Source organism: Chryseobacterium sp. Leaf405, from assembly GCF_001425355.1.
In the GTDB taxonomy this organism is placed as follows: domain Bacteria; phylum Bacteroidota; class Bacteroidia; order Flavobacteriales; family Weeksellaceae; genus Chryseobacterium.
On sequence record NZ_LMQN01000015.1, the window covers coordinates 924,661 to 946,235 of the forward strand.

The 21,575-nt window shown below is 33.7% G+C and carries 20 protein-coding genes; 15 read left to right on the plus strand and 5 right to left on the minus strand.

Annotated features, from left to right (window positions below; genetic code table 11):
* The 4 genes from ASG22_RS14125 (at position 1) to ASG22_RS14140 (ending at position 5,632) form a co-directional block, all read left to right on the plus strand.
* A complete protein-coding gene (locus ASG22_RS14125) occupies positions 1–2,160 on the plus strand; it encodes a patatin-like phospholipase family protein (RefSeq protein WP_055985819.1) in 2,160 nt (719 codons plus the stop codon).
* A gap of 8 nt (positions 2,161–2,168) precedes the next feature.
* Complete coding sequence (gene ybeY, locus ASG22_RS14130) at positions 2,169–2,576, plus strand: rRNA maturation RNase YbeY (protein WP_055985822.1); 408 nt, start codon at positions 2,169–2,171, stop codon at positions 2,574–2,576.
* 256 nt (positions 2,577–2,832) lie between these two features.
* On the plus strand, positions 2,833–4,695 hold the full coding sequence (gene mnmG / locus ASG22_RS14135) for a tRNA uridine-5-carboxymethylaminomethyl(34) synthesis enzyme MnmG (protein ID WP_055985825.1): 1,863 nt from the start codon (positions 2,833–2,835) through the stop codon (positions 4,693–4,695).
* A gap of 115 nt (positions 4,696–4,810) precedes the next feature.
* Positions 4,811–5,632: a class I SAM-dependent methyltransferase gene (locus ASG22_RS14140; RefSeq protein WP_055985827.1), complete on the plus strand. Its 822-nt coding sequence runs from the start codon at positions 4,811–4,813 to the stop codon at positions 5,630–5,632.
* Between the two features lie 322 nt (positions 5,633–5,954).
* On the opposite strand, the gene ASG22_RS14145 is transcribed toward ASG22_RS14140, so the two are convergent.
* Positions 5,955–7,145, minus strand: coding sequence for a phosphoglycerate kinase (locus tag ASG22_RS14145; RefSeq protein ID WP_055985830.1), 1,191 nt, complete (start codon positions 7,143–7,145; stop codon positions 5,955–5,957).
* Positions 7,146–7,783: 638 nt separating this feature from the next.
* Between ASG22_RS14145 and rpiB the strand changes: the two genes are divergently transcribed.
* The 9 genes from rpiB to tsaB all read left to right on the plus strand — a co-directional run bounded on the left by rpiB (position 7,784) and on the right by tsaB (position 15,605).
* A complete protein-coding gene (gene rpiB / locus ASG22_RS14150) occupies positions 7,784–8,218 on the plus strand; it encodes a ribose 5-phosphate isomerase B (protein ID WP_055985833.1) in 435 nt (144 codons plus the stop codon).
* Positions 8,219–8,563: 345 nt separating this feature from the next.
* Positions 8,564–8,878, plus strand: a complete 315-nt coding sequence (locus ASG22_RS14155; RefSeq protein WP_238586922.1) for a thrombospondin type 3 repeat-containing protein — start codon at positions 8,564–8,566, stop codon at positions 8,876–8,878.
* A gap of 56 nt (positions 8,879–8,934) precedes the next feature.
* Complete coding sequence (rnr, locus tag ASG22_RS14160) at positions 8,935–11,085, plus strand: ribonuclease R (RefSeq protein ID WP_055986849.1); 2,151 nt, start codon at positions 8,935–8,937, stop codon at positions 11,083–11,085.
* A gap of 184 nt (positions 11,086–11,269) precedes the next feature.
* Positions 11,270–11,956, plus strand: a complete 687-nt coding sequence (locus tag ASG22_RS14165; RefSeq protein ID WP_055985839.1) for a LysE family translocator — start codon at positions 11,270–11,272, stop codon at positions 11,954–11,956.
* Positions 11,953–12,882, plus strand: a complete 930-nt coding sequence (locus ASG22_RS14170) for an LD-carboxypeptidase (RefSeq protein ID WP_055985841.1) — start codon at positions 11,953–11,955, stop codon at positions 12,880–12,882. The genes ASG22_RS14165 and ASG22_RS14170 overlap by 4 nt, the downstream gene beginning before the upstream one ends.
* Before the next feature lie 30 nt (positions 12,883–12,912).
* Positions 12,913–13,284, plus strand: a complete 372-nt coding sequence (locus ASG22_RS14175; RefSeq protein WP_055985844.1) for a YraN family protein — start codon at positions 12,913–12,915, stop codon at positions 13,282–13,284.
* Positions 13,285–13,286: 2 nt separating this feature from the next.
* Positions 13,287–14,117, plus strand: a complete 831-nt coding sequence (locus tag ASG22_RS14180; protein ID WP_055985847.1) for a hypothetical protein — start codon at positions 13,287–13,289, stop codon at positions 14,115–14,117.
* Between the two features lie 6 nt (positions 14,118–14,123).
* Positions 14,124–14,873 carry an SDR family NAD(P)-dependent oxidoreductase gene (locus ASG22_RS14185; RefSeq protein ID WP_055985850.1) on the plus strand — a complete coding sequence of 250 codons (750 nt, stop codon included), beginning with the start codon at positions 14,124–14,126 and terminating at the stop codon, positions 14,871–14,873.
* 57 nt (positions 14,874–14,930) lie between these two features.
* Positions 14,931–15,605 carry a tRNA (adenosine(37)-N6)-threonylcarbamoyltransferase complex dimerization subunit type 1 TsaB gene (gene tsaB, locus ASG22_RS14190; RefSeq protein WP_055985853.1) on the plus strand — a complete coding sequence of 225 codons (675 nt, stop codon included), beginning with the start codon at positions 14,931–14,933 and terminating at the stop codon, positions 15,603–15,605.
* 48 nt (positions 15,606–15,653) lie between these two features.
* Here tsaB and ASG22_RS14195 read toward each other — a convergent pair whose 3' ends face one another.
* The 4 genes from ASG22_RS14195 to ASG22_RS14210 form a co-directional block, all read right to left on the minus strand.
* Complete coding sequence (locus ASG22_RS14195) at positions 15,654–18,260, minus strand: tetratricopeptide repeat protein (RefSeq protein ID WP_238586923.1); 2,607 nt, start codon at positions 18,258–18,260, stop codon at positions 15,654–15,656.
* 87 nt (positions 18,261–18,347) lie between these two features.
* Positions 18,348–18,902, minus strand: coding sequence for a Maf family protein (locus ASG22_RS14200; protein WP_055985856.1), 555 nt, complete (start codon positions 18,900–18,902; stop codon positions 18,348–18,350).
* 10 nt (positions 18,903–18,912) lie between these two features.
* On the minus strand, positions 18,913–19,431 hold the full coding sequence (locus ASG22_RS14205) for a KdsC family phosphatase (RefSeq protein ID WP_055985859.1): 519 nt from the start codon (positions 19,429–19,431) through the stop codon (positions 18,913–18,915).
* Entirely contained in the window at positions 19,421–20,170 is a 750-nt protein-coding gene (locus tag ASG22_RS14210; RefSeq protein ID WP_055985861.1) for a Rossmann-like and DUF2520 domain-containing protein, read from the minus strand. Before ASG22_RS14210 ends, ASG22_RS14205 begins: the two co-directional genes overlap by 11 nt.
* A 200-nt stretch (positions 20,171–20,370) precedes the next feature.
* On the opposite strand from ASG22_RS14210, the gene ASG22_RS14215 reads away from it, so the two are divergent.
* Positions 20,371–20,922, plus strand: coding sequence for an RNA polymerase sigma factor (locus ASG22_RS14215; RefSeq protein ID WP_055985864.1), 552 nt, complete (start codon positions 20,371–20,373; stop codon positions 20,920–20,922).
* Positions 20,923–20,925: 3 nt separating this feature from the next.
* On the plus strand, positions 20,926–21,567 hold the full coding sequence (locus ASG22_RS14220) for a hypothetical protein (RefSeq protein ID WP_238586924.1): 642 nt from the start codon (positions 20,926–20,928) through the stop codon (positions 21,565–21,567).
* Positions 21,568–21,575: the final 8 nt, after the last annotated feature.

Here is a 21,575-nt window from a genome sequence, read left to right on the forward strand (position 1 = left end):
ATGAGAAAGCTCCTGCTGATTTTATTTATGTTTCAATTACTATTGATCCATTCTCAGGTAAAGAAAGATCTGGTGATTCCAAAAAATCCCAGAATCGGACTTTCACTTGCAGGTGGTGGAGCTAAAGGATTTTCTCACGTCGGAGTTCTTAAAGTATTGGATTCTTTGGGAATAAAAGTTGATTATATTGCAGGAACCAGTATGGGTGCGATTGTCGGCGGATTGTATGCCTCCGGATATTCGGGAAAGGATATTGAAAAAATTGTAATGGATACAGACTTCTATTCTCTGATTATGGATCCGAAATCCAAACGTCAGGAAACTTCTTTTTTCAATAAATCCGTAGATAAATATCTGTTATCAATTCCTCTTAAAAACGGAAAAATTACGCTTCCCTCTTCCATCAGCACCGGACAGAAAAATGTTTACCTTCTGAAAGAACTTTTCAAGAACGTTGCAAATATTGATGATTTTTCAAAACTGCCGATTCCGTTTATGTGTGTTGCTACCAATCTTGAAAGCGGCAATATGCAGATTTTTGAGAAAGGAGATTTGGTACAATCTATTATGGCAAGTTCTGCTTTTCCTTCATTAATGGATCCCATAAAAATCGGCGACAGTATTTATATTGATGGGGCAATGTCGGTTAATTATCCATCAAAACCATTAAAAGATAAAGGCATTGATATTGTAATCGGTGTAGATCTCAATCAGGATCTTTCAAAGAGAGAAGACTTAAATAATATTATAAGTATTTTAAACCAGGTTATTGATTTCGGAATTCAAAAAGATACGAGACGACAATATAAATATACAGACATTAATATCAAGCCTAACCTTAAAGGTATGACTGCAACAAGCTATGATGACAAGAAAAAAATTCTTGACAGCGGTTATGTAGAAGGTTTAAAATATGTCAATATTCTCAATGAATTACCAAAGCGTCCATTTGACCGTCTGAGACAGCAAGTAAATCCTATCTATTCCAATGTATATAAAATCGACAGTATTTCTATAGATGGCGGTAAAATTTTTGGTAAAAATTATGTTCTGGGTAAAATGGGACTTCGCCTTCCCTCTCTTCAGACGTATGGAAGCATCAATAAAAAAATCGATAAACTTGTAGCGACCAATAATTATAAATTCATCAACTATGATATTATTTCCGAAAACGAATCCAATTATCTGAAGTTATATGTGACAGAAGAAGAGACAAGGCATTTTTTAAAGTTCGGATTGCATTATGATGAAATTTTCAAAACTGGATTGTTAGTTAATTATTCGGCGAAACGACTGTTGTTCAAAAATTCTAATCTTTCTTTAGATATTGTTGTTGGAGATAAACCACGATATTATTTAAACTATTTTATTGATAACGGATATATTCCAGGATTCGGAATATATTCCTCCGGAATGAGTTTTAATACAAAAGACATCAACAATAACGAAACGGCAAAATGGGAATGGTTGCGAAATGAAGTCTACATCCAGTCCGTTTGGAGAGATAAATTCGCCATTGGAGGCGGAATTAGCCACGATTATTTCCAAGCCGAAATAAATGGTATCAACAAACAATCAAGTCGATTTTTGAACCCGTATGCGTTCTTAAAAAGCGACACTCAAAATGACAAAGACTTCCCTACCCGCGGAATTTATATCAATGCAGAAGGAAAGGTTATAGATCTCTTGAAATCTGATGTAGACAAAAGATTGGTGCAGGTAAAAGCAGATATCAGAATCAATATTCCTCTTACCAAACAGTTTACTTACCGACTGAATTTGTATGGAGGAATTACAATAGGAGAAAATCTTCCAAAATTCTATCAGTATAGACTTGGTGGAATTTTTGAACAGAATATTGTCAATTTCAGAAGTTTCACGGGGTTTTATTTTGGACAATTAAGTACAAATAATGTTGCACTTGTTTCTAACGATCTTCAGTTTAAATTTAATAAAAATTATTTCCTGAGCGGGAATTTCTCTTTTGCAAATTTGTCTGATGAAATAACTTTCGAAGATGCAGCTAAATTAAATTACAGCTCGGTTGGACTGACGGCTGGTTACAAATCTCCTTTCGGTCAGATTAAAGTTAACTTCAGTCATTCACTCAAAAATGATCAAAAAGGTATATTCAGTGTGATTTTAGGACACTGGTTTTAATAAAAAATATGATACAGTTCTTTTACGAAAACTTACCCGAAACGGTAAATACAGAATACACAAAATGGCTGGAAGACATCATTCTTTCAGAAGGAAAAAAACTTGGTGAAATCAATTATATTTTCTGTGACGATGAATATTTGTTGAAGGTTAATCAGGATTATTTACAACATGATTACTATACGGATATAATTACTTTCGACTATGTAAAAGGGAAGACCATAAGCGGAGAGATTTTTGTATCTTTGCAGCGGATTTCCGACAACGCTTCTACTCTGTCCAGAAAATACGAAGAAGAATTAAGGCGAGTTTTGGCTCACGGCATTCTTCATCTCTCAGGATATAAAGACAAAACAGAGGACGAAGAAAAGTTGATGCGAAGTAAAGAAGATCATTATTTAGCACAATATAAATAAAGAATTTGGAGATTCAGAGACAGAGAAATTTATTAAATTTCAAAACCTCTAAATCTCTATTTTTTTAGGAGCTATTTCCCGCTCTCCGCACTCGCTATTTTCTTTTTTTACAAAAGAAAATGAGCTCAGACAAATGCTGCGATCGGGGCTAAATAAAGCACAATAAAAGAAATTTTAGACCAAAAAATTTACAAATGTTTCACGTGAAACATTTGTAAAAAAATTAAAAAGTTAATGCTTAAAACAAGCAATAAAAATGATTTCAGAGATATATGATGTAATTGTAGTAGGTGCCGGTCACGCAGGATGTGAGGCAGCAGCTGCAGCAGCAAACTTAGGTTCAAGAACGCTGCTTGTTACAATGAATATGCAGACCATCGGACAGATGAGCTGCAACCCCGCGATGGGCGGAATCGCAAAAGGACAGATCGTAAGAGAAATCGATGCGATGGGCGGCTATTCAGGAATTATTGCGGATAAATCTGCAATACAATTTAAGATGCTGAACCTTTCAAAAGGTCCTGCCATGTGGTCTCCGAGGACACAAAATGACAGAATGCTTTTCGCAGAAGAATGGCGTTTAGCATTAGAAAACACGCCAAATCTGGATTTCTTTCAGGATATGGTAAAGCAGCTTATTATTGAAAATGGTAAAGCTGTCGGTGTAATTACCTCATTGGGAATTGAGATCAGATCCAATTCTGTAGTTCTTACCAACGGAACTTTTCTTAATGGATTAATCCACGTTGGAGACAAACAATTAGGAGGAGGAAGAATGGGTGAACCCCGAGCTTTCGGAATCACAGAACAACTGGTTTCTTTAGGTTTTGAAGCAGGAAGAATGAAGACCGGCACTCCACCGAGAGTAGATGGAAGAAGCTTAGATTACTCTAAAATGGAAGAACAGAAAGGAGATGAAAATCCACAAAAGTTCAGCTATTTAGATTCTCCTAAATTAACGAAACAATTAAGTTGTCATATCGTTTATACTAATGAAACGGTACATGAAATTTTACGTGAAGGCTTTGACAGAAGTCCAATGTTTAATGGTACGATTCAAAGTTTAGGACCAAGATATTGCCCAAGTATTGAAGATAAAATTAATCGTTTTGCTGAGAGAAACAGACATCAGCTGTTCGTAGAACCCGAAGGTTGGAGAACGGTAGAAATCTATGTAAACGGCTTCAGTTCTTCTCTACCCGAGGATGTTCAGATCAAAGCAATGAAACATATTCCAGGATTTGAGAATGTAAAAGTTTTCCGTCCAGGCTATGCTATTGAATATGACTACTTCCCTCCTACCCAATTGAAACATACTTTAGAGACAAAATTGATCGATAATTTATACTTTGCCGGGCAAATTAATGGTACAACAGGTTATGAAGAAGCAGCAGGACAAGGTTTAATTGCAGGGATCAATGCTCATAATAAAGTACATGAAAAAGATGAATTTATCCTAAACAGAGATGAAGCTTATATTGGAGTTTTAGTTGACGATTTAATTACAAAAGGAACTGAAGAACCTTACAGAATGTTTACTTCAAGAGCTGAATACAGACTTTTATTAAGACAGGATAATGCAGATATTAGACTGACAGAAAAGTCTTTTGAACTTGGCTTAGCAAAACAAGACAGATTACAAAGAGTTGAGGAGAAAATAGCTAAAAGTCAAAATCTTGAAGCATTTCTTCGAGAAACTTCTTTAAAACCCGGACTTATTAATCCTATTTTAGAAAGTATCGAAAGTAATCCTGTAGATCAGGCTTACAGAGCATCTCAATTCCTAACAAGACCTAATATTACCTTGGAAAAATTGGAAAATATTGATGTTATCAAAGAATTCACTTCCCAATTTGACGATGAAATAAGAGAACAGGCGGAAGTAAATATCAAGTATAAAGGTTATATTGAAAAGGAAAAAGAGAACGTAGCAAAGCTCAATCGTTTGGAGAATATAAAGATTCCTGAAGATTTTGATTATAAAGCTATATCGAGTCTTTCTTCAGAAGCTAAGCAGAAAATGTCTAATGTAAAACCAAAGACGATTGCTCAAGCAGGAAGAATCAGTGGTGTTTCACCAGCTGATATTAATGTTTTATTAGTCTATTTAGGACGCTAAAATCAAAAATGTTTCACGTGAAACATTCAGAAAGTAAAAACAAAAATTAAGGTATTTATGAGTTTATTTCAAGCTCGGAATATCTTAATTTTTATTATATAAAAGAAACCAATCAATGAAAATAAAAGATCATTTTCTTTCTCAGGAAATATTTGAAATTAAAGAAACGGAAACAAAAGGTGTTTTCAAGACCTCACCTATTCCATCGAATATTTCTAAATATTACGAAAGTGAGGATTACATTTCCCATCATCAGGACTCAGGAAGTTTGAAAGAAAAACTTTATAAATTTTTACAATCCTTCAATTTACAGTATAAGAAAACAATACTTTTAGATAGAATAAATAAAGGTTCAAAGGTGTTAGATTATGGTTGCGGTGCAGGAGAATTTGTAAAATTTATAGAAAATGATTTTGAGACTTTTGGATTTGAGCCGGATTCTGATGCAAGAAAAGCGGCGCAAAGTAAAATTAATAAAGCGAAAATTTTAGATAATATTAATTTGATTGAAGATAAAAGTTTAGATGCAATTACTTTGTGGCACGTTTTCGAGCACATGGAAAATCAGGATGAGATGTTAGAAATTTTCAACAGCAAACTAAAAGATAAAGGATTATTAATTATCGCCGTCCCCAACCCTACTTCTTATGATGCAAAACATTATAAAGAATATTGGGCAGCGTATGATGTACCAAGACATATTTATCATTTTTCAAAAAGTGGTATGGAAAATTTAATTGCTAAAAAACCAAATTGGAAAATGAGAAAAATAAAACCTTTGGTTTTAGATTCATATTACATCTCGATGTTGAGCGAAAAATATAAGAAATCACCTCTTTTTTGGCTAAAAGCAACAATCTATGGAACGATTTCTAACGTAAAAGCCCTTTTTTCGAACGAATTTTCAAGTTTGATATACATTATCGAAAAAAAGTAAAAAATTGATTTTTGAACCCTTTTTGAAGGTCATTTTTCAGCATTTTTACCAAAAATTTCAGAACTCGGGAAAATTTCTCGAGTTTTTTATTTCTCTATTCTACTACTTCAATTTAATTTCTCAAATAAAAATTCAAACGTGAAGAAATTTTTATCAAACCAATTAAAATTGTTAGCAAAAAGTTAGTAACTCAGTTTTTAAAAAAAAAAATTTAATTTCAAATAAGGTAAATTAAAAAATATTAGAATTATCAAAATTTAGAAAATAAAAAATCCACTGAAAAAAATTCAATGGATTTAAAAATTATAAAAATTAAAATTTCTTAGTTGTTAATCGCAGCAACCCCGGGAAGTTCCAAACCTTCCAAACTTTCCAACATTGCTCCACCTCCGGTAGAAACATAACTTACTTTGTCTGCATAACCGAACTGTTTTACAAAAGCAACACTATCCCCTCCCCCAACTAAAGAGAAAGCTCCCTGTTTCGTAGCTTCAGCAATACTTTCACCAAGAGCGATTGTTCCAGCAGCGAAGTTCGACATTTCAAAAACTCCGATAGGCCCATTCCAAAGAATTGTTCTTGAATTCAACAAAACATCATTGAACTGATCTCTGGATTTTGGTCCAGCATCCATTCCCATCCATCCTTCAGGAATTTCGTAGATATCAACTTCTTTTCTCTCTGCATCGTTACTGAAACTTTCAGCAATAATCGTGTCGGAAGGAAGATAAACTTTTACATTATGCTCTTTCGCTTTTGCCAAAATTTCTAAAGCTAAGGGTAATCTATCCTCTTCTAATAATGAAGTTCCGATTTTTCCACCAAGAGCTTTAATAAAAGTGAAAGCCATTCCACCTCCGATAATCAAATTATCAACAGCTGGTAAAATATTTTCTATAATGGTAATCTTAGTTGAAACCTTAGATCCACCTAAAATTGCAGTTACAGGACGTTCACCAGATTTCAAAACTTTATCAATAGCTTTTAATTCATTAGCCATCAATAAACCGAAAAATTTAGTTGAAGGAAAGAATTGAGCAATAACAGCCGTTGAAGCGTGCGCTCTATGAGCTGTACCAAAAGCGTCATTTACATAAGCATCTGCCAATTTAGAAAGTTGCTCTGCAAAGGCAACATCACCTTTTTCTTCTTCATTATGAAAACGTAGATTCTCCAATAAAAGGATTTCACCTGCTTTAAGATCAGAGATAGCCTGCTGAGCTTTTTCTCCCACACATTCGTCCACGAACTTTACTTCCTTACCCAATACATTGGAAACTTCTCCCACAATGTGTCTAAGTGAAAACTCATCTTTTGCCTCTCCTTTTGGTCTTCCCAGGTGAGCCATTAAGATTACAGAACCACCGTCTTTAAGGATTTTCTCCACAGTTGGCTTCACCGCTACGATTCTCGTATTATCCGTAACTTTCAGCTGGTCATCCTGCGGAACATTAAAATCCACTCTTACCAGAGCTTTCTTGTCATTAAAATTGAAATCATTGATTGTTTTCATATGTACATTTTATTTTTCTTCGGTCACATGGAATCGACTTTTCGATAAAGATTGCAAACAATTTCGGGCTGGTCGATTTCATAAATTTCGTTGAATTTCCGTTTCACAAATGTAAGATTTTAAAATTTTTGAAATCAAGCAACCTTTGAAAAGTTTTCAAAAAGTTTCCCGCAGTCTCAACATTCATTAATCAACATTTTCTCTTTTCTTTAAAAAAAAGAATATGGTATTGTTGTTGAGTGTTTGTTAGTATCGGGGATAAATTTTATTAAAATACTTTATCACATTTAATTTTTACCTAATTCACAATTTATCTACATTATAATCTACTGTAAATGTGAAATTTCTAATCGTTACTAACAAATATGGATAACTTTTCCTCAAATCTCATTCTTAATAACTGATTTATGGAAAACCTAAAGATTACTCACAAAAAACTTTTTGAAAATTGTGAACAAAAAATTTGGACTTAATTCTCATTACAAAATTTTCTAATGTTACGAAACATTTACTTTCAAACATTTTTCCACATTTACTAACAATGCTTTTCACAATTAATCTTCAAAAATTTAAGACTTATCCACATTATACTTACATTTGTGTGGAAATACATCTAAAAAAGACTTAATACAGTATTTATGAAAAGAAAAATCGCTATTGCTGCTGACCATGCTGGTTATGAGTATAAGGAGATTGTTAAGAACTATCTTTCGGAAAGATTTGATGTTCAGGATTTTGGAACGTTTTCCACAGACAGTGTGGATTATCCGGACTTTGTGCACCCTGCTGCAACTTCTGTGGAGAATGGTGAAAACGAATTGGGAATTTTACTTTGTGGAAGCGGAAATGGGGTTCAGATCACGGCGAACAAACATCAGAAAATTCGTTGTGCTTTATGCTGGATGCCGGAGATTGCAACATTGGCAAGGCTGCATAATGATGCGAACATGATTTCGATTCCTGCAAGATTTATTTCTAAAGAAGTGGCGATGGAGATCGTTGATAAATTTCTTTCTACAGATTTTGAAGGTGGAAGACACCAAAACAGGGTCGATAAAATTGCTTATTGTTAAATATAATATAAAGGCTTGTAAATCAATTTATAAGCCTTATTTGTTTTTTATTTTGTATATTTGCATCATCTAATAGAAATTACCAGTCTATTGCTTCCATATAAACCTATGCAATATTTAATACGTATTAACAAAAGGTTTTCTTATACTTCTCCATAATTTGTATTAAATTTATACAAAACTAAAACTTCCGTTATAAAATAGTTTAAAGGAAAAATTAATGTTTTAAACTTAATAATGAATTAAAATTTGATGAAAATAAAAGTATCTGCTGTATTATTTTTTGTGTTTAGTTGCTTCCATGCTCAGGAAATAATAGATAAAGATGCTTTGAAAAAATGTAGAATGGAATTCAATAAAAAGATTTGTCTATCGGATAAAGATAATGATGGATTTTTGTTTTATCTAGATAAATATCCTGATGAAACAGGTTCTTCTGAAAACTTTGGCTGTCCTTTTCCGGATGTAGATAATGATGGAATTTTAGATAAAGACGATTCTTGTCCTACGATTTTTGGACCTGCGGAAAATAATGGTTGTCCGTGGTCAGATACAGATGGAGATGGAATTCTAGATCATGAAGATAGTTGTCCTACCGTTTGGGGAGCTAAAACGAATAATGGCTGCCCAATATGTAACTATAATCATGGCAAACAGTAAAAAAAAGTACAATTAATCAGCAATCAATGAAATTGCTTGAAACAATAAAAAATAAAATGGCAAAAAAGAAAAAATATATAAGTCAGAAAAATGATCATAAAATCATGGAAATCGGAAGATTGATCCTGCGTTTTATGAATGAAAACTCCACCAAAGTCTATAATTACAAACAGATTTCGGATGGAATAGATTATAAAAATCCAAGACAGAGAGAGCTTGTGATTCAGGCTTTGCACAAGCTTCAGGCTAATGAAAGAATCAAAGAAACCGAAAAGGGAAAATACATCATTAATCTGAATATTGCAGGAACTTTAACCGGTGTTATCGATTTCAATCAGTCAGGAAATGCTTACGTAAAAGTTGAAGGGTTAGAAGATGATGTTTTTATTCACTCTAAAAATGTAAAAGATGCGCTGCAGGGTGATAAAGTGCTGATCGTTACCTATACATACAAAGGAAAAAAACTGGAAGGTTCTGTGTTGGAAGTATTGGAAAGAACAAGAACAGAATTCGTAGGAACCTTACAAATGGTTGCTCACAAAGATTTTGGGTTTGTGGTTTGTGATAAAAAGACAATCAATACCGATATTTTTATTCCGAAAGGAAAATTTGGAGGTGCTGAAGACGGCAATAAAGTGATTGTGAAAATGACTGAATGGAGACCTGGGGATAAAAATCCTGAAGGTGAAATTATTCAGGTTTTAGGTGCTCCCGGAGAACATGAAACGGAGATTCACTCTATTTTGGCAGAATATGGCTTGCCTTACACGTTCCCTGAAGAAGTGGAAAGAGATGCTGATAAAATAGATAGAACTATCAACGATGAAGAAGTTGCAAAGCGTTGGGATATGCGTGATATTCTGACTTTTACGATTGACCCTAAAGATGCAAAAGATTTCGATGATGCTTTGTCTATGAGAAAGTTAGATAACGGAAATTGGGAAATTGGAGTTCATATTGCAGACGTTTCTCATTACGTAGTTCCTGGAACCATGTTGGATGATGAAGCGTATGAAAGAGCCACTTCTGTATATTTGGTTGACCGTGTGGTACCGATGTTGCCCGAAGTGTTAAGTAACGATGTCTGTTCGCTTCGTCCGAATGAGGATAAATTCACATTTTCAGCAGTTTTTGAATTAAATGACAGTGCAGAAATCCAGAAACAATGGTTTGGAAGAACAGTAACTCATTCCGACAGAAGATTTACGTACGAAGAAGCTCAGGAAAGAATTGAAACGAAGGAAGGAGATTTAGCAGAAGAAATTTTGGTTTTGGATAAACTGGCGAAAATTATGCGTCAGAAAAGAATCAAAGACGGAGCAATTACTTTCGACCGAAGTGAGGTTCGATTCAATTTAGATGAAAATAATCAGCCGATTGGAGTTTATTTTAAAATCAGCAAAGATTCAAATCATTTAATTGAAGAATTTATGTTGCTGGCCAATAAAAAAGTATCAGAATTTGTTTCCCTGAAAAAAGGGCAGCCTAATAACAATACATTCATTTACAGAGTTCACGATGATCCGGATCCGGCAAAATTAGAATCTTTAAGAGATTTTGTTTCCACTTTCGGGTATAAAATGGATTTGGCAAATACCAAAAAAGTAGCAGAATCTTTAAACAGATTATTACACGACGTAAAAGGTAAAGGCGAAGAAAATATGATTGAAACGCTGGCGATGCGAAGTATGAGTAAAGCGGTGTATTCTACAGAGCCGATTGGTCACTATGGTCTTGGTTTTGAATATTACAGCCACTTTACCTCTCCTATCCGCCGTTATCCGGATTTGCTGGCGCACAGATTGTTGCAGCATTATTTGGATGGAGGAAAATCTCCTGATAGAAATGAATTAGAAGAAAAAGCAAAGCACTGCAGTTCTATGGAAAGATTGGCAGCCGACGCAGAAAGAGATTCTATCAAATATATGCAGGTGAAGTTTATGGAAAAACATTTGGGGGAAACCTTTACAGGAGTTATTTCCGGAGTTGCTGAATTTGGTTTTTGGGTAGAAATTCCTGAAAATGGTGCCGAAGGGTTAATTAAACTACGAGATTTGATGGACGATTCTTATCAGTATGATAAAGCAACGCACGCCGTGTACGGCTCCAGAACAGGAAATCGATATCAATTAGGAGATCAGGTTCAGATAAAAGTAGTGAAAGCAAACTTGATTCAAAAACAACTCGATTTTAAGATTGTTGATTAGAATATCAAATATTAAAAATGATAACCGCTGTAATAGGCGGTTTTTTTATTTTTGATAATCATTAAATTGTTAATTTGATAAAAATTAATGATTTCGTTTACATCAATTTTCTTTTTGATTTTAAAACATAAAAGCTAACTTTGTCTTAACTGAAGTGATTTTTTTCATTTTAAACACCATTTAAATGTTTGAACTTGTATTATCGGCCATTGGCCTGGGCTTTATGTTGAGTCTGGTTTTTATCGGTCCTATTTTTTTTCTGCTTATCGAAACCAGTTTTACAAGAGGTCCAAAACACGCTTTATCATTAGATTTTGGTGTTATTACCGCAGATTTATTATGTATTATTGCAGCCTACTATGCAAGTGCAGATATTGTTGAATTAATTGATAAACATCCTGGTTTCTACAGAATTACCTCCATTCTTATTCTTGTATATGGAATTATCATGCTAGCTACAAAAACCAAAATGCATCTTCCGGGAGAAGAAAAAATTATCAGTCAGAATTATTTTAAAACGTTTCTTAACGGTTTTCTTTTAAATATTCTGAATGTGGGCGTTATCCTTTTCTGGCTGGTCACTGTGATCGGAGTTCGAAATCAATATCCCAATACTGAAACACTGATTATTTACCTGGCAATCGTTATTGCAACCTATCTATTGATAGATTTAGCTAAAATTTTTCTTGCAAAACAATTTCATTATAAACTTACCCAAAGACTGGCAAACAACATCAGAAAAGGCGTAGGTATTGTTCTCATCATATTCAGTTTCTTTATCTTTTTGCAGAGCTTTAAAATGTTTAATCAATTTGATAAACGTCTGGAAGAAGCTGAAAAGAAAGAAGTAAAATACAAAAAGACAGAATGAAAAAAACAATCTTTCCAAAATCACTGTCGAAAGGTGACAAAATAGCTTTGATTTCCCCTGCCGGAGTTGTAGATGCTTCTCAGTTGGAAAAAGGAATTGCAATGATAGAAAGTAAAGGATATGAACCTGTTTTAGGTGAAAATCTTTATACTAAATTTTCCAATGGTTACAATTATGCAGGAACAGAGCAGGAAAGATTAAAAGACATGAATTGGGCGCTTAATGACACTGGTATTTCCGCAGTTTGGGCTTCCAGAGGCGGTTACGGATGTCAGCATTTGATAGGACATTTAGACCTTAAAGGTTTCATCAAAACCCCGAAATGGTATATTGGTTATTCCGATAACACGGTCATTCAAAGTTATTTATTGAAAAAAGGATTTGCTTCGATTCACGGACAAACTATTAAAACATCAAGTTTTGGAGTAACTGAAGAAAGCTATGATTTGATTTTTGATATTTTAAAAGGAAAAACTCCAAAATACAGCCTTACATCGCATCAATTTAATAAGCAGGGAAATGTTGAAGGAGAATTGATTGGTGGTAATTTAGCCCTGATTTATGCACTTTTGGGAACGAAATATTCTTTTGATTTCAAGGATAAAATTCTATTCATTGAAGATATTGGTGAAAATTTTTATGCACTCGACAGAATGATTATGAGTCTGGAATTAGCCGGAGTTTTCACAAAAATTTCAGGATTAATTGTTGGTGGAATGATCAATATGGGCGACGAGAAAGAAAATAAGCAATATGAAGAAAGCTTCGACAAATTTGCTTATAAACTGATTTCAGACAGAATTTCAAAATATAACTTTCCTGTAGTTTTCGGTTTCCCAAATGGTCATATTAAAGATAACCTCCCTTTGATTATTGGAAGTAATATAAAAATGAAAGTTGAGAGTGAAGTAAAGATTGAGTTTTAGTAGTCTTTGAATTTTTTAATCGAATTAAAAATGGCACAACACAACGATTTTGGCAAAAAGGCGGAAGATTTAGCGGTTCAACATTTAATTAAAAATGGCTATAAAATTCTGGTCAGAAACTTTCGTTTTCAAAAAGCTGAAATCGATGTGATTGCAGAAAAGGATAATGTAATTATTGTGGTAGAAGTAAAAGCTCGTTCAACAGATGCTTTTATGTTGCCGCAGGAAGCTGTTACCAAAACTAAAATCCGACTAATAGTTTCTGCTGCTAATCATTATCTGGAAGAATTTAATAAAAATAAAGAAGTGAGATTTGATATTATTTCTGTTCTGCCAGACGAAAAAAAGAATTTGATTATTGAACATATAACTGATGCTTTCGAAGCATTTGATGCTAATTAATTATGCAGAACATAGACTGGGAAACAATTTATTCTGTTGTGCTGTATGTTGTGAAAAATTATCCTTTAAAGATAATATTATACTCAACTATATTTTTAGTTTTTGGGTTTGTTATTAGCTTTATCTTAATTTTTAGTTTAAGAAAGGTTAATGCTATATCCAGAGAACATAAATATTATAATTGGTTAGTAAAACTTTACATTCCTTTAATTTTAATAGTCAATATTATTTTTTCTTTAAAAATCGGATTATTTGTTGGTGTTTATAAGTCTTTAAAGCAAGACAGTTACGTCATTTCTGAACAGGTTTATATTTCAAGTTCTCAATATATTTTTAAAGATCAACAGTCGAAAGCTGAGTTTGTAGCAGATTTAAAAACTATCGTATCCGCATTAAGCCAGAATAATAAGAATATAAAATTTCAGATTGTTGACATTGCAAAAGTATATGATACAAAATATAAGTTGATGAACAAACCTAAAAATTGGCTTGCCTCGTTATTTGCTGATAAATATGGTGACAGAATTCATACCTTAATTTTATATGAAATATTGAATTCTATTCCAAATGTAGAAGTTACAAGGGATCTTTCTTATGAGGAATTCGATACAATAACTCAAAAATTATTGCAGTTAAATCCTGATGATCTTGAAAAATCCATCGTAGAAAAGATTCAGAATTTATTTTTGATGGTTTTAAAATCTCAATTTAAAGTTATTTTAAAAGGAATTTTACTTATTTGGGGACTTTTGATGCTTATTCCGTGGATAGAATTCTGGATGTATAAATACGTGATGAAAAGAAGAATGAAAAAGCAACAATCAAAAATTTAAAGTAAAATGAAAACAATATTAGTGACCGGAGCTACTTCCGGAATAGGAAAATCTACTGCAGAACTTTTTGCAAAACAGGGAAACAGAATTATTATTTGCGGAAGAAGATCCGATGTGTTAGAATCTTTAAAAACTCAGCTTTCCGAATTAACCGAAGTTTTTAGTTTAAAATTTGATGTCCGAAATTTAGAAGAAGTTGAAACTGCCATTAATTCTCTTCCGGAGGAATGGAGGGATATTGATGTTTTGATTAACAATGCAGGAAATGCTCATGGTTTAGATCCTCTTTCTTCAGGTAAAACCGAAGATTGGGATTCGATGATCGACGGAAATGTGAAAGGACTTTTATATGTTTCTAAAATGATTATTCCAGGTATGAAAGAAAGAAATTCCGGACATATCGTAAATATCAGTTCGGTTGCTGCGAGACAAACTTATGCCAATGGTGTGGTGTATTGTGCTACGAAAAAAGCGGTTGATGTCATTTCCGAAGGAATGAGGATAGAATTAACAGAATTTGGAATTCGGATTACCAATATTCAACCTGGTGCAGTAGAAACGGATTTCTCTAAAGTAAGGTTCAAAGGTGATGATGAAAGAGCAGCGACAGTGTATGCCGGATATGAGCCTTTAAAAGCCGAAGATATTGCAGATTCCATCGCTTATTGTGTTAATGCTCCTAAGCATGTTTGTGTTTCTGATATGACAATATATCCGACGGCTCAGGCAGAACCAAGAACGATTTACAGAAAATAGTCTCAAAATAATGCATTAAATTTGCATCAAATTCAAAGGAATTTTTAAAACAAAAAAATGAAAATCTTATATCTCGAAACCTCTTCAAAAAACTGTTCGGTAGCTATTTCAGATAATGAAAAGCTGTTGTGCTTAACAGAAGAAGTTTCTGAAAACTATAAACAATCTGAAAGTCTTCACACATTTGTAGAATGGGCTTTGGAAGGAGCTGGGCTTTCGATGAAAGATATCGAAGCTGTTTCTTTGGGAAAAGGACCCGGTTCTTACACGGGTTTGAGAATTGGTGCCTCTTCCGCAAAAGGTTTTTGTTATGGATTGAAAGTTCCATTGGTTGCCGTAAATTCTTTGGAAACAATGATAGAGTCTTTTTTAAACCAAAACTATGACTTTATTATCCCTTTGATCGACGCAAGAAGAATGGAAGTTTATACGGCTGTTTATGGCGGTGAGACGGGAAATGAAATCTCTGCAACAGAAGCTAAAATATTAGACGAGACTTCTTTTGAAGAATTTAGAGATAAAAAAATACTGTTTGTAGGCGATGGTGCAAAGAAAGCAAAGGATATTTTTAAACTTCCGAACGCTGATTTTAATGATACAGTCTACCCTTCTGCACAATATTTAATCAAGAAGAGTCTTGAGAAAATTAGCAATAAAGAGTTTGAAGATATTGCTTATTTTGAACCATTTTATCTTAAAGATTTCCATGGAGTGAAGAAAAAGAATTCATAGAATTGTGTGAATAAAAAAAAAGCGAAGAATAATTTCTTCGCTTTTTTTTTATTGTGGTTTGGCAGGAGTCAAATTTGTATTTTCTATTTCCTGTTGTGTTGGAGCTCGCTGCCGCTTTCTCAAACCTGTAGGTGGTTGTCCGGTCTGTCCGTTATTCATCATCGTATTTGCAGGTCTCTGAGGAACTCCTACTCCATTGGATTGTTGTCCAGGCTGTTGTGGCGGATTGCTATTCCCCATATTAGCTTGATTCTGAGGCATTGCATTTCCTTTATTATCTGTCGCTTGGAATGTGATGTCACTCTTAAGATAGTTCAGCATTTCTTTGGCTTTCTCGCCTTCAGGAGTTTTAGCATAATTTAAAACAATTTGTTCCAATTGAAGAATCATTACCTCTTTCCCACTCGATTTCCCTGAATTAAATGCATTTAATAAATACAATTTCGGAATTAAGGCATCTTTTGGATATTTCTGAATTGTCTGATCAATAATATCTTTACTTTCCCCGAATTTCTCCGATTCATAGAGAGCAAAGGCTCGTTTGTATTCTCCTTCCACATCTTCAGAAGATTTTACGAAGTTGTTATTCTTCGGATTTCTTGCAAATTCTGCGTACGAAGTGTAAGGATAATCTTTTAATAAAATTTGTTTTGCTCTTTCAGAAGCTTGCGGATTTTTCTCATAATTCATGGCAAAAATCTCATATAGAGCTTGCAGCATTACTTTCTCTTCAGGTTTAACATCCACAAGATCATACAATGTTTTTGTTGCCAAAGGGGTATTCGTAAAATAGTTCTGATACATCACTCCTAAACCTAAAGAAGCGGTGTCTCTGTCTTTTTTTAACTGTCCTAATTTTGTAAGATCGGTAGGAATCTGTTCGATATAAAAATCCGGTTCAAAACGTCTCGGATTCGGTGCTGAAGTTGTTCCTAAGGCATCATTTTTCATATCTTCGATCGTAGCCATTTTCTTGGAGAAACGCCAGTTATCGACCAATGCCCTCTCTCCCCAAGTTTGCTTAAAGGTTGAAGTTCCTTTGCTTACCGTTCCTGTATTAGAGAAGTAAAAACCTCTTGTTGCAACTCCAAAATCCTCAAATGAATTGGAACTGTTGGCAAAAATTGAAGTCGAATTATAATCTCCCGTGTCAAAACCTTTTGATCTTTCTGCACGTCTTCTTTCCAATTCTTCTTTCTCTTCTTTGACTTTTAATTTAGCAATATATTTCGAGAAAAAATCGGTTTTCTGCTCTTTACTCATCTTGGCTAAAGAGAGAATACTGTCGTTTTTCTTGATTAAATAATAGTTTTTAGAGATTTTTTTGATGTAAACAGATTGGTCAGCCAGCAGAACTTTAGACGGCTCATAAGTCATTACAGCCAACGCAGAATCATAATACACTCCCGCCCCGATGTAATCATTTTTGTCTAAATATCCTTTCCCGATTTCGTAATACGTTAAACCACGAACCTGCCCGTCAGAAACTTTTTCCTTCAATGATTTTCTGAAGTATTCCTGCGCTTCATCAGTTTTTCCGGCTTTGTTTGCCATTAATCCCAAAGCATAATAAAATTCATTCTTTCTGGAACCGTAAGTTCCTTTTTTACTGATGTCTTCAAGATATTTTCTGGCTCCGCTGTAATCTCCTTTTCCGTTGAAAGTTTTTGCGATTTCAATCTGAGATTTTACTTCAAATTCAAAATCGTTAGCATATTTATAAGCTGCTAAAAAGCTTTCTCTTGCTTTGTCATTCTGAGCTAAATTAGTTAAAACCTGTCCTCTTAAAAATGCAATTCTACTTTTTAGTTTTCTGTTTGAATTAAGTTCATAAGCTAAATCCAATTCCTTTACAGCTTCTTCTTTTTTTCCTGCATCCAAAAGAGATTCAGAATAATAGATGCTCAATAACTTAGCCTGGTCTTTACTAAGTTTTTCACCTTTTAATTTTGCAAAAGTTTCATGAGCTTTATGATAATTTTTAATCTGATCATATGCTAAACCTTCATAAATTCTCGCCAAAGCAATTCTTTTATCATCTTTCATGTGAGTGAAGACGTAGTTTAAAGCATCAAGTGCTTCTAAGGATTTTCCTCTGTAAATTCTTGACTGTGCAAGGATCATATAGGCATCGAAAATCGTTTTATTCTGTTCTTGTCCATGTTTGATTACAGAATATTTATTAATCGCTTTTAACGCTTTTGCTTCCGAAATTTCCAGATTGGTTGCTCCTTTCTGCTCAGGCTGATTGGGATCTCCCGATTTTGTTCCGGCACCATTCGTTGTGGTATTTCCAGGCATTCCGGGCGGCATTCCCGGAGGACCTCCTCTTCCATTATTGCTTTGATTCGGTCTGTTGACTTCCGCCATTTTCATAGAATTTTCAGCAAAAGCAGAAGATTGCCCGAGATCACTTCCCAAAGGCTGATCTTCATAGGTCAGAATGGGAATATAAGGCGCATAAAAATTGTCCTTGTGAGCTTTATCTCTTGTTTCAAACTCAAAATTCAACGCATCCTTTGCATTGAAAAGAGTATTGTAATATGTGGAAAATCCTTTCATAAACTTAGATCGCTGCTCAGGTCTCTTGGTTTTTGTAATACAAGAAACAACAACAATACTTAGGATTAAAAGGAATAAAATATTCTTTTTCATTATTTAATATAAACTCGCTAATCTACTTTTTATTATCAGTAGGTTTGATGATTTTGTAAAAATAATAAAATTTTATATGGAAATTGGTTATATTTCTTTCAAAATTTTGTAAACCAAATGAGTAGGAAGCCCCATAATGGTATAAAAGCTTCCTTTCATGTATTTAATTTTTGCCATTCCGAGCCATTCCTGGATGCCGTAACTTCCTGCTTTGTCGAAAGGTCTGTAATTTTCGATATAATATTTTATTTCGTCATCTGTTAATTCATCCAATTCTACATCTGCAACATCCGTTTCCGTAATTGTTTTTGTTGATGTTTTAATGGTAATTCCCGTATAAACCTGATGTATTTTTCCTGAAAGAAGTTTCAGCATTTGTCTGGCATCATTTTCATTAATTGGTTTTCCGAGAAACTGATTGTCAATCGCTACAACAGTATCAGCAGTTAGTAGAACCTCTCCTTCTTCCAGTTTTCGGAATGCATTTGCTTTTAATTCAGAAAGATAAGCAGCAGACTCTTGCACTTTGATATGTTCGGGAATAATTTCTTCACAATCGATTTTTACAACTTCAAATTCAAAACCTAAACTGGATAATAGTTCTTTTCTTCTGGGAGATTGTGAGGCTAATAATAATTTCATTGTCAGTTAATTAAATAGATTGTGTATTGTCCTCATGCCATTTTCCCTGAACCTTCATTACCTGCTCTATCACATCACGTACTGCCCCACTTCCGCCTTTTATAGGTGAAATATAAGTTGCGACATTTTTCACTTCAGGAACTGCATTTTCGGGACAGGCAGCAATTGCAGAGTTTTTTAGGATATGAATATCCGGTAAATCATCGCCCATGGTTAAAATTTCTTCATTTTTGAGATTGTACTTTGCTTTAAAATCTTCAAAATCTGCCATTTTATTGTGAGACTTTGCATAATAATCTTCGATCCCGAGATAATTGATTCTGTGTTTTACCATTTCATCATTTCCACCCGTTATAACTCCGATTAAATAATTGTTTTTTAAAGCTTTAACGACGGCGTAACCATCAAGAACGTTCATTACTCTGGACATATTTCCACCAGGCATCAAATACACGCTTCCATCTGTAAAAACTCCGTCTACATCGAATACAAATGCTTTAATATCTTTTAATTTCTCTTTATAGCTCATACATTTTTTGAATTGAATGATTCATTGTTTTATAAATCTCAAGACTTTCATCTTTCAATAATTGCTCGTGTAATTCCAGAATTCTTTTGTCGTTTCGTACAGCCGGACCGGTTTGTGCAGATTTTGGTTCAATTTCATGGATTTTCTGAACGGTTTCATAGATTAATGGTAAAAAATAATCAAACGGAATTTCCTGTGAATCCGAAATTTCTTTTGCTCTAGAAAAAAGATGATTTACAAAATTACACGCAAAAACTGCGGTTAAATGAATATATTTTCTTTTCTCATGAGAACTTTCAATTACATTCTGAGAAACTTTAGAAGCGATTTCAAATAACGTTTTCTTATCTCCTTCATTTTCTGTTTCAATAAAAAACGGAATTTTTGAATAATCTAATTCTTTTGATTTTGAAAAAGTCTGCAAAGGATAAAAACTTGCTTTTCTGTAATCCCCCTGTAAAATTTCCTTCGGAAGAGAACCGGAAGTGTGGGCAACCAAACAATCCTTTTTAGTGATGATCTTTGAAACGTTTTCTACAGAATTGTCGCTTACACAAATAATGTACAAATCCGATTCAACTAAATTGTTAGTTGAAAAAGGAATGTTTAATTCTTCAGAAATTTTATGAAGTTCTTTTTCATTTCTGCCAAAAATCTGTGCTAGCGGAATATTATTCTGAACAAAAGCTTTTGACAAGTGATAGGCCACATTTCCGGAACCAATAATTACAATTTGCATACAACAAAGATAAGGCTTTGTGGTGATTCCTGAGAAAAGGAGAGTATCATATCTTAAATTGAAGTTTGTTATTTCAGTTTTATAAAGTAATTTATATATTTAATCAATTAATTTTAACTGTAAAAAACATTTGGACTAAAAATTGAAGAAGTAATTTAACTTTCAACTATTTTTGTAATCCAAAACAATGAAAGCATCTTATGAAGATTAAGGACGCGGAAATTATTTCGTTGATGCAAAATCCACGAACTCTGGAACAGGGAGTTCGCGCTTTGATGGATGCTTATCAAAGTAGGTTGTATTGGCACATTAGAAGAATTATTGTGGACGGAGATCTTGCTCAGGATACCTTGCAGGATACTTTTATTAAAGCTTATCAGAATTTTCATCAGTTTAAAAATGATAGTCAGTTGTATACCTGGCTGTACAGAATCGCTACCAATGAGGCATTGCAGCAGATAAACAAATTGAAGAAAATGCAGAAGACTGATGAGGATCCGGAATATTATATGCAGAATCTGGTAGCTGATAATACATCGGGAGATGCCGAAGAAATACAGATCCTATTACAGAGCGCTATACAAAGCCTGCCCGAAAAGCAGAAACTGGTATTTATGATGCGGTATTATGATGATTTGCCTTATGAAGAGATATCAAAAATTGTGGATATGTCGGTAGGGACTTTGAAAACAAATTATCATTATGCCAAGCAGAAAATAGAAGATTATATTAAAGAAAATTACCAAAAATAATTTTTGAGAAACAACGACATGAAAGACTTCGATCTGGAAAAATTAGAACGCAAAAACATCTACAAAGTCCCCGAAAATTTATTTGAGAATATTCAGGGAAAGGTTTTGAGCGGAATGAATGATTTTGATCTGGAAAAATTAGAACGTAAGAATATTTACGCAGTTCCTGAGAATTTCTTTGAAACTGTTCAGGAAAACGTAATAAATAGCGTAATGCCTGTGAAGAAAGCTCCGATTTTTAAATTAAATTGGGCATATGCGGCTGCGGCATCATTGGCTTTAATTTTTGGAGCGACTTTTGTTTTCAACAATACTAATGATAGCACTGCTGAACAAAAATATGCAGTAAACGAGCAGAAGCCTAAAACAGAAAGCCAGATGGCTTATGAGACTTTGGAATCAGATTTAACTTCTGTTGAGAATAACAATCAAACAGTTAGAAATCAGGAAAATAAAAAAGCTGTTGCAGCAAATAATGATCGTGCAGAAAGAGTTAATGATAATGAAAATAATAAGACAGTAGAAACTGTTTCTACACAAAAAGAAGGACAAATGAACGAGTACCTGGATAGCTTCTCAACCTCTGAGATTTCAGAATTGGCAAGTAATTCTACTCAGGATGTTTATTTGGATGTATATAATTAAAAAGAAAG

What these genes read in the sequence shown, in the direction of transcription:
- ASG22_RS14125 (WP_055985819.1), top strand. Translation starts at nt 1, where the DNA reads ATGAGAAAGCTCCTGCTGATTTTATTTATGTTTCAATTACTATTGATC.
- ybeY (WP_055985822.1), top strand. Translation starts at nt 2,169, where the DNA reads ATGATACAGTTCTTTTACGAAAACTTACCCGAAACGGTAAATACAGAA.
- mnmG (WP_055985825.1), top strand. Translation starts at nt 2,833, where the DNA reads ATGATTTCAGAGATATATGATGTAATTGTAGTAGGTGCCGGTCACGCA.
- ASG22_RS14140 (WP_055985827.1), top strand. Translation starts at nt 4,811, where the DNA reads ATGAAAATAAAAGATCATTTTCTTTCTCAGGAAATATTTGAAATTAAA.
- ASG22_RS14145 (WP_055985830.1), bottom strand. Translation starts at nt 7,145, where the DNA reads ATGAAAACAATCAATGATTTCAATTTTAATGACAAGAAAGCTCTGGTA.
- rpiB (WP_055985833.1), top strand. Translation starts at nt 7,784, where the DNA reads ATGAAAAGAAAAATCGCTATTGCTGCTGACCATGCTGGTTATGAGTAT.
- ASG22_RS14155 (WP_238586922.1), top strand. Translation starts at nt 8,564, where the DNA reads ATGGAATTCAATAAAAAGATTTGTCTATCGGATAAAGATAATGATGGA.
- rnr (WP_055986849.1), top strand. Translation starts at nt 8,935, where the DNA reads ATGGCAAAAAAGAAAAAATATATAAGTCAGAAAAATGATCATAAAATC.
- ASG22_RS14165 (WP_055985839.1), top strand. Translation starts at nt 11,270, where the DNA reads ATGTTTGAACTTGTATTATCGGCCATTGGCCTGGGCTTTATGTTGAGT.
- ASG22_RS14170 (WP_055985841.1), top strand. Translation starts at nt 11,953, where the DNA reads ATGAAAAAAACAATCTTTCCAAAATCACTGTCGAAAGGTGACAAAATA.
- ASG22_RS14175 (WP_055985844.1), top strand. Translation starts at nt 12,913, where the DNA reads ATGGCACAACACAACGATTTTGGCAAAAAGGCGGAAGATTTAGCGGTT.
- ASG22_RS14180 (WP_055985847.1), top strand. Translation starts at nt 13,287, where the DNA reads ATGCAGAACATAGACTGGGAAACAATTTATTCTGTTGTGCTGTATGTT.
- ASG22_RS14185 (WP_055985850.1), top strand. Translation starts at nt 14,124, where the DNA reads ATGAAAACAATATTAGTGACCGGAGCTACTTCCGGAATAGGAAAATCT.
- tsaB (WP_055985853.1), top strand. Translation starts at nt 14,931, where the DNA reads ATGAAAATCTTATATCTCGAAACCTCTTCAAAAAACTGTTCGGTAGCT.
- ASG22_RS14195 (WP_238586923.1), bottom strand. Translation starts at nt 18,260, where the DNA reads ATGAAAAAGAATATTTTATTCCTTTTAATCCTAAGTATTGTTGTTGTT.
- ASG22_RS14200 (WP_055985856.1), bottom strand. Translation starts at nt 18,902, where the DNA reads ATGAAATTATTATTAGCCTCACAATCTCCCAGAAGAAAAGAACTATTA.
- ASG22_RS14205 (WP_055985859.1), bottom strand. Translation starts at nt 19,431, where the DNA reads ATGAGCTATAAAGAGAAATTAAAAGATATTAAAGCATTTGTATTCGAT.
- ASG22_RS14210 (WP_055985861.1), bottom strand. Translation starts at nt 20,170, where the DNA reads ATGCAAATTGTAATTATTGGTTCCGGAAATGTGGCCTATCACTTGTCA.
- ASG22_RS14215 (WP_055985864.1), top strand. Translation starts at nt 20,371, where the DNA reads ATGAAGATTAAGGACGCGGAAATTATTTCGTTGATGCAAAATCCACGA.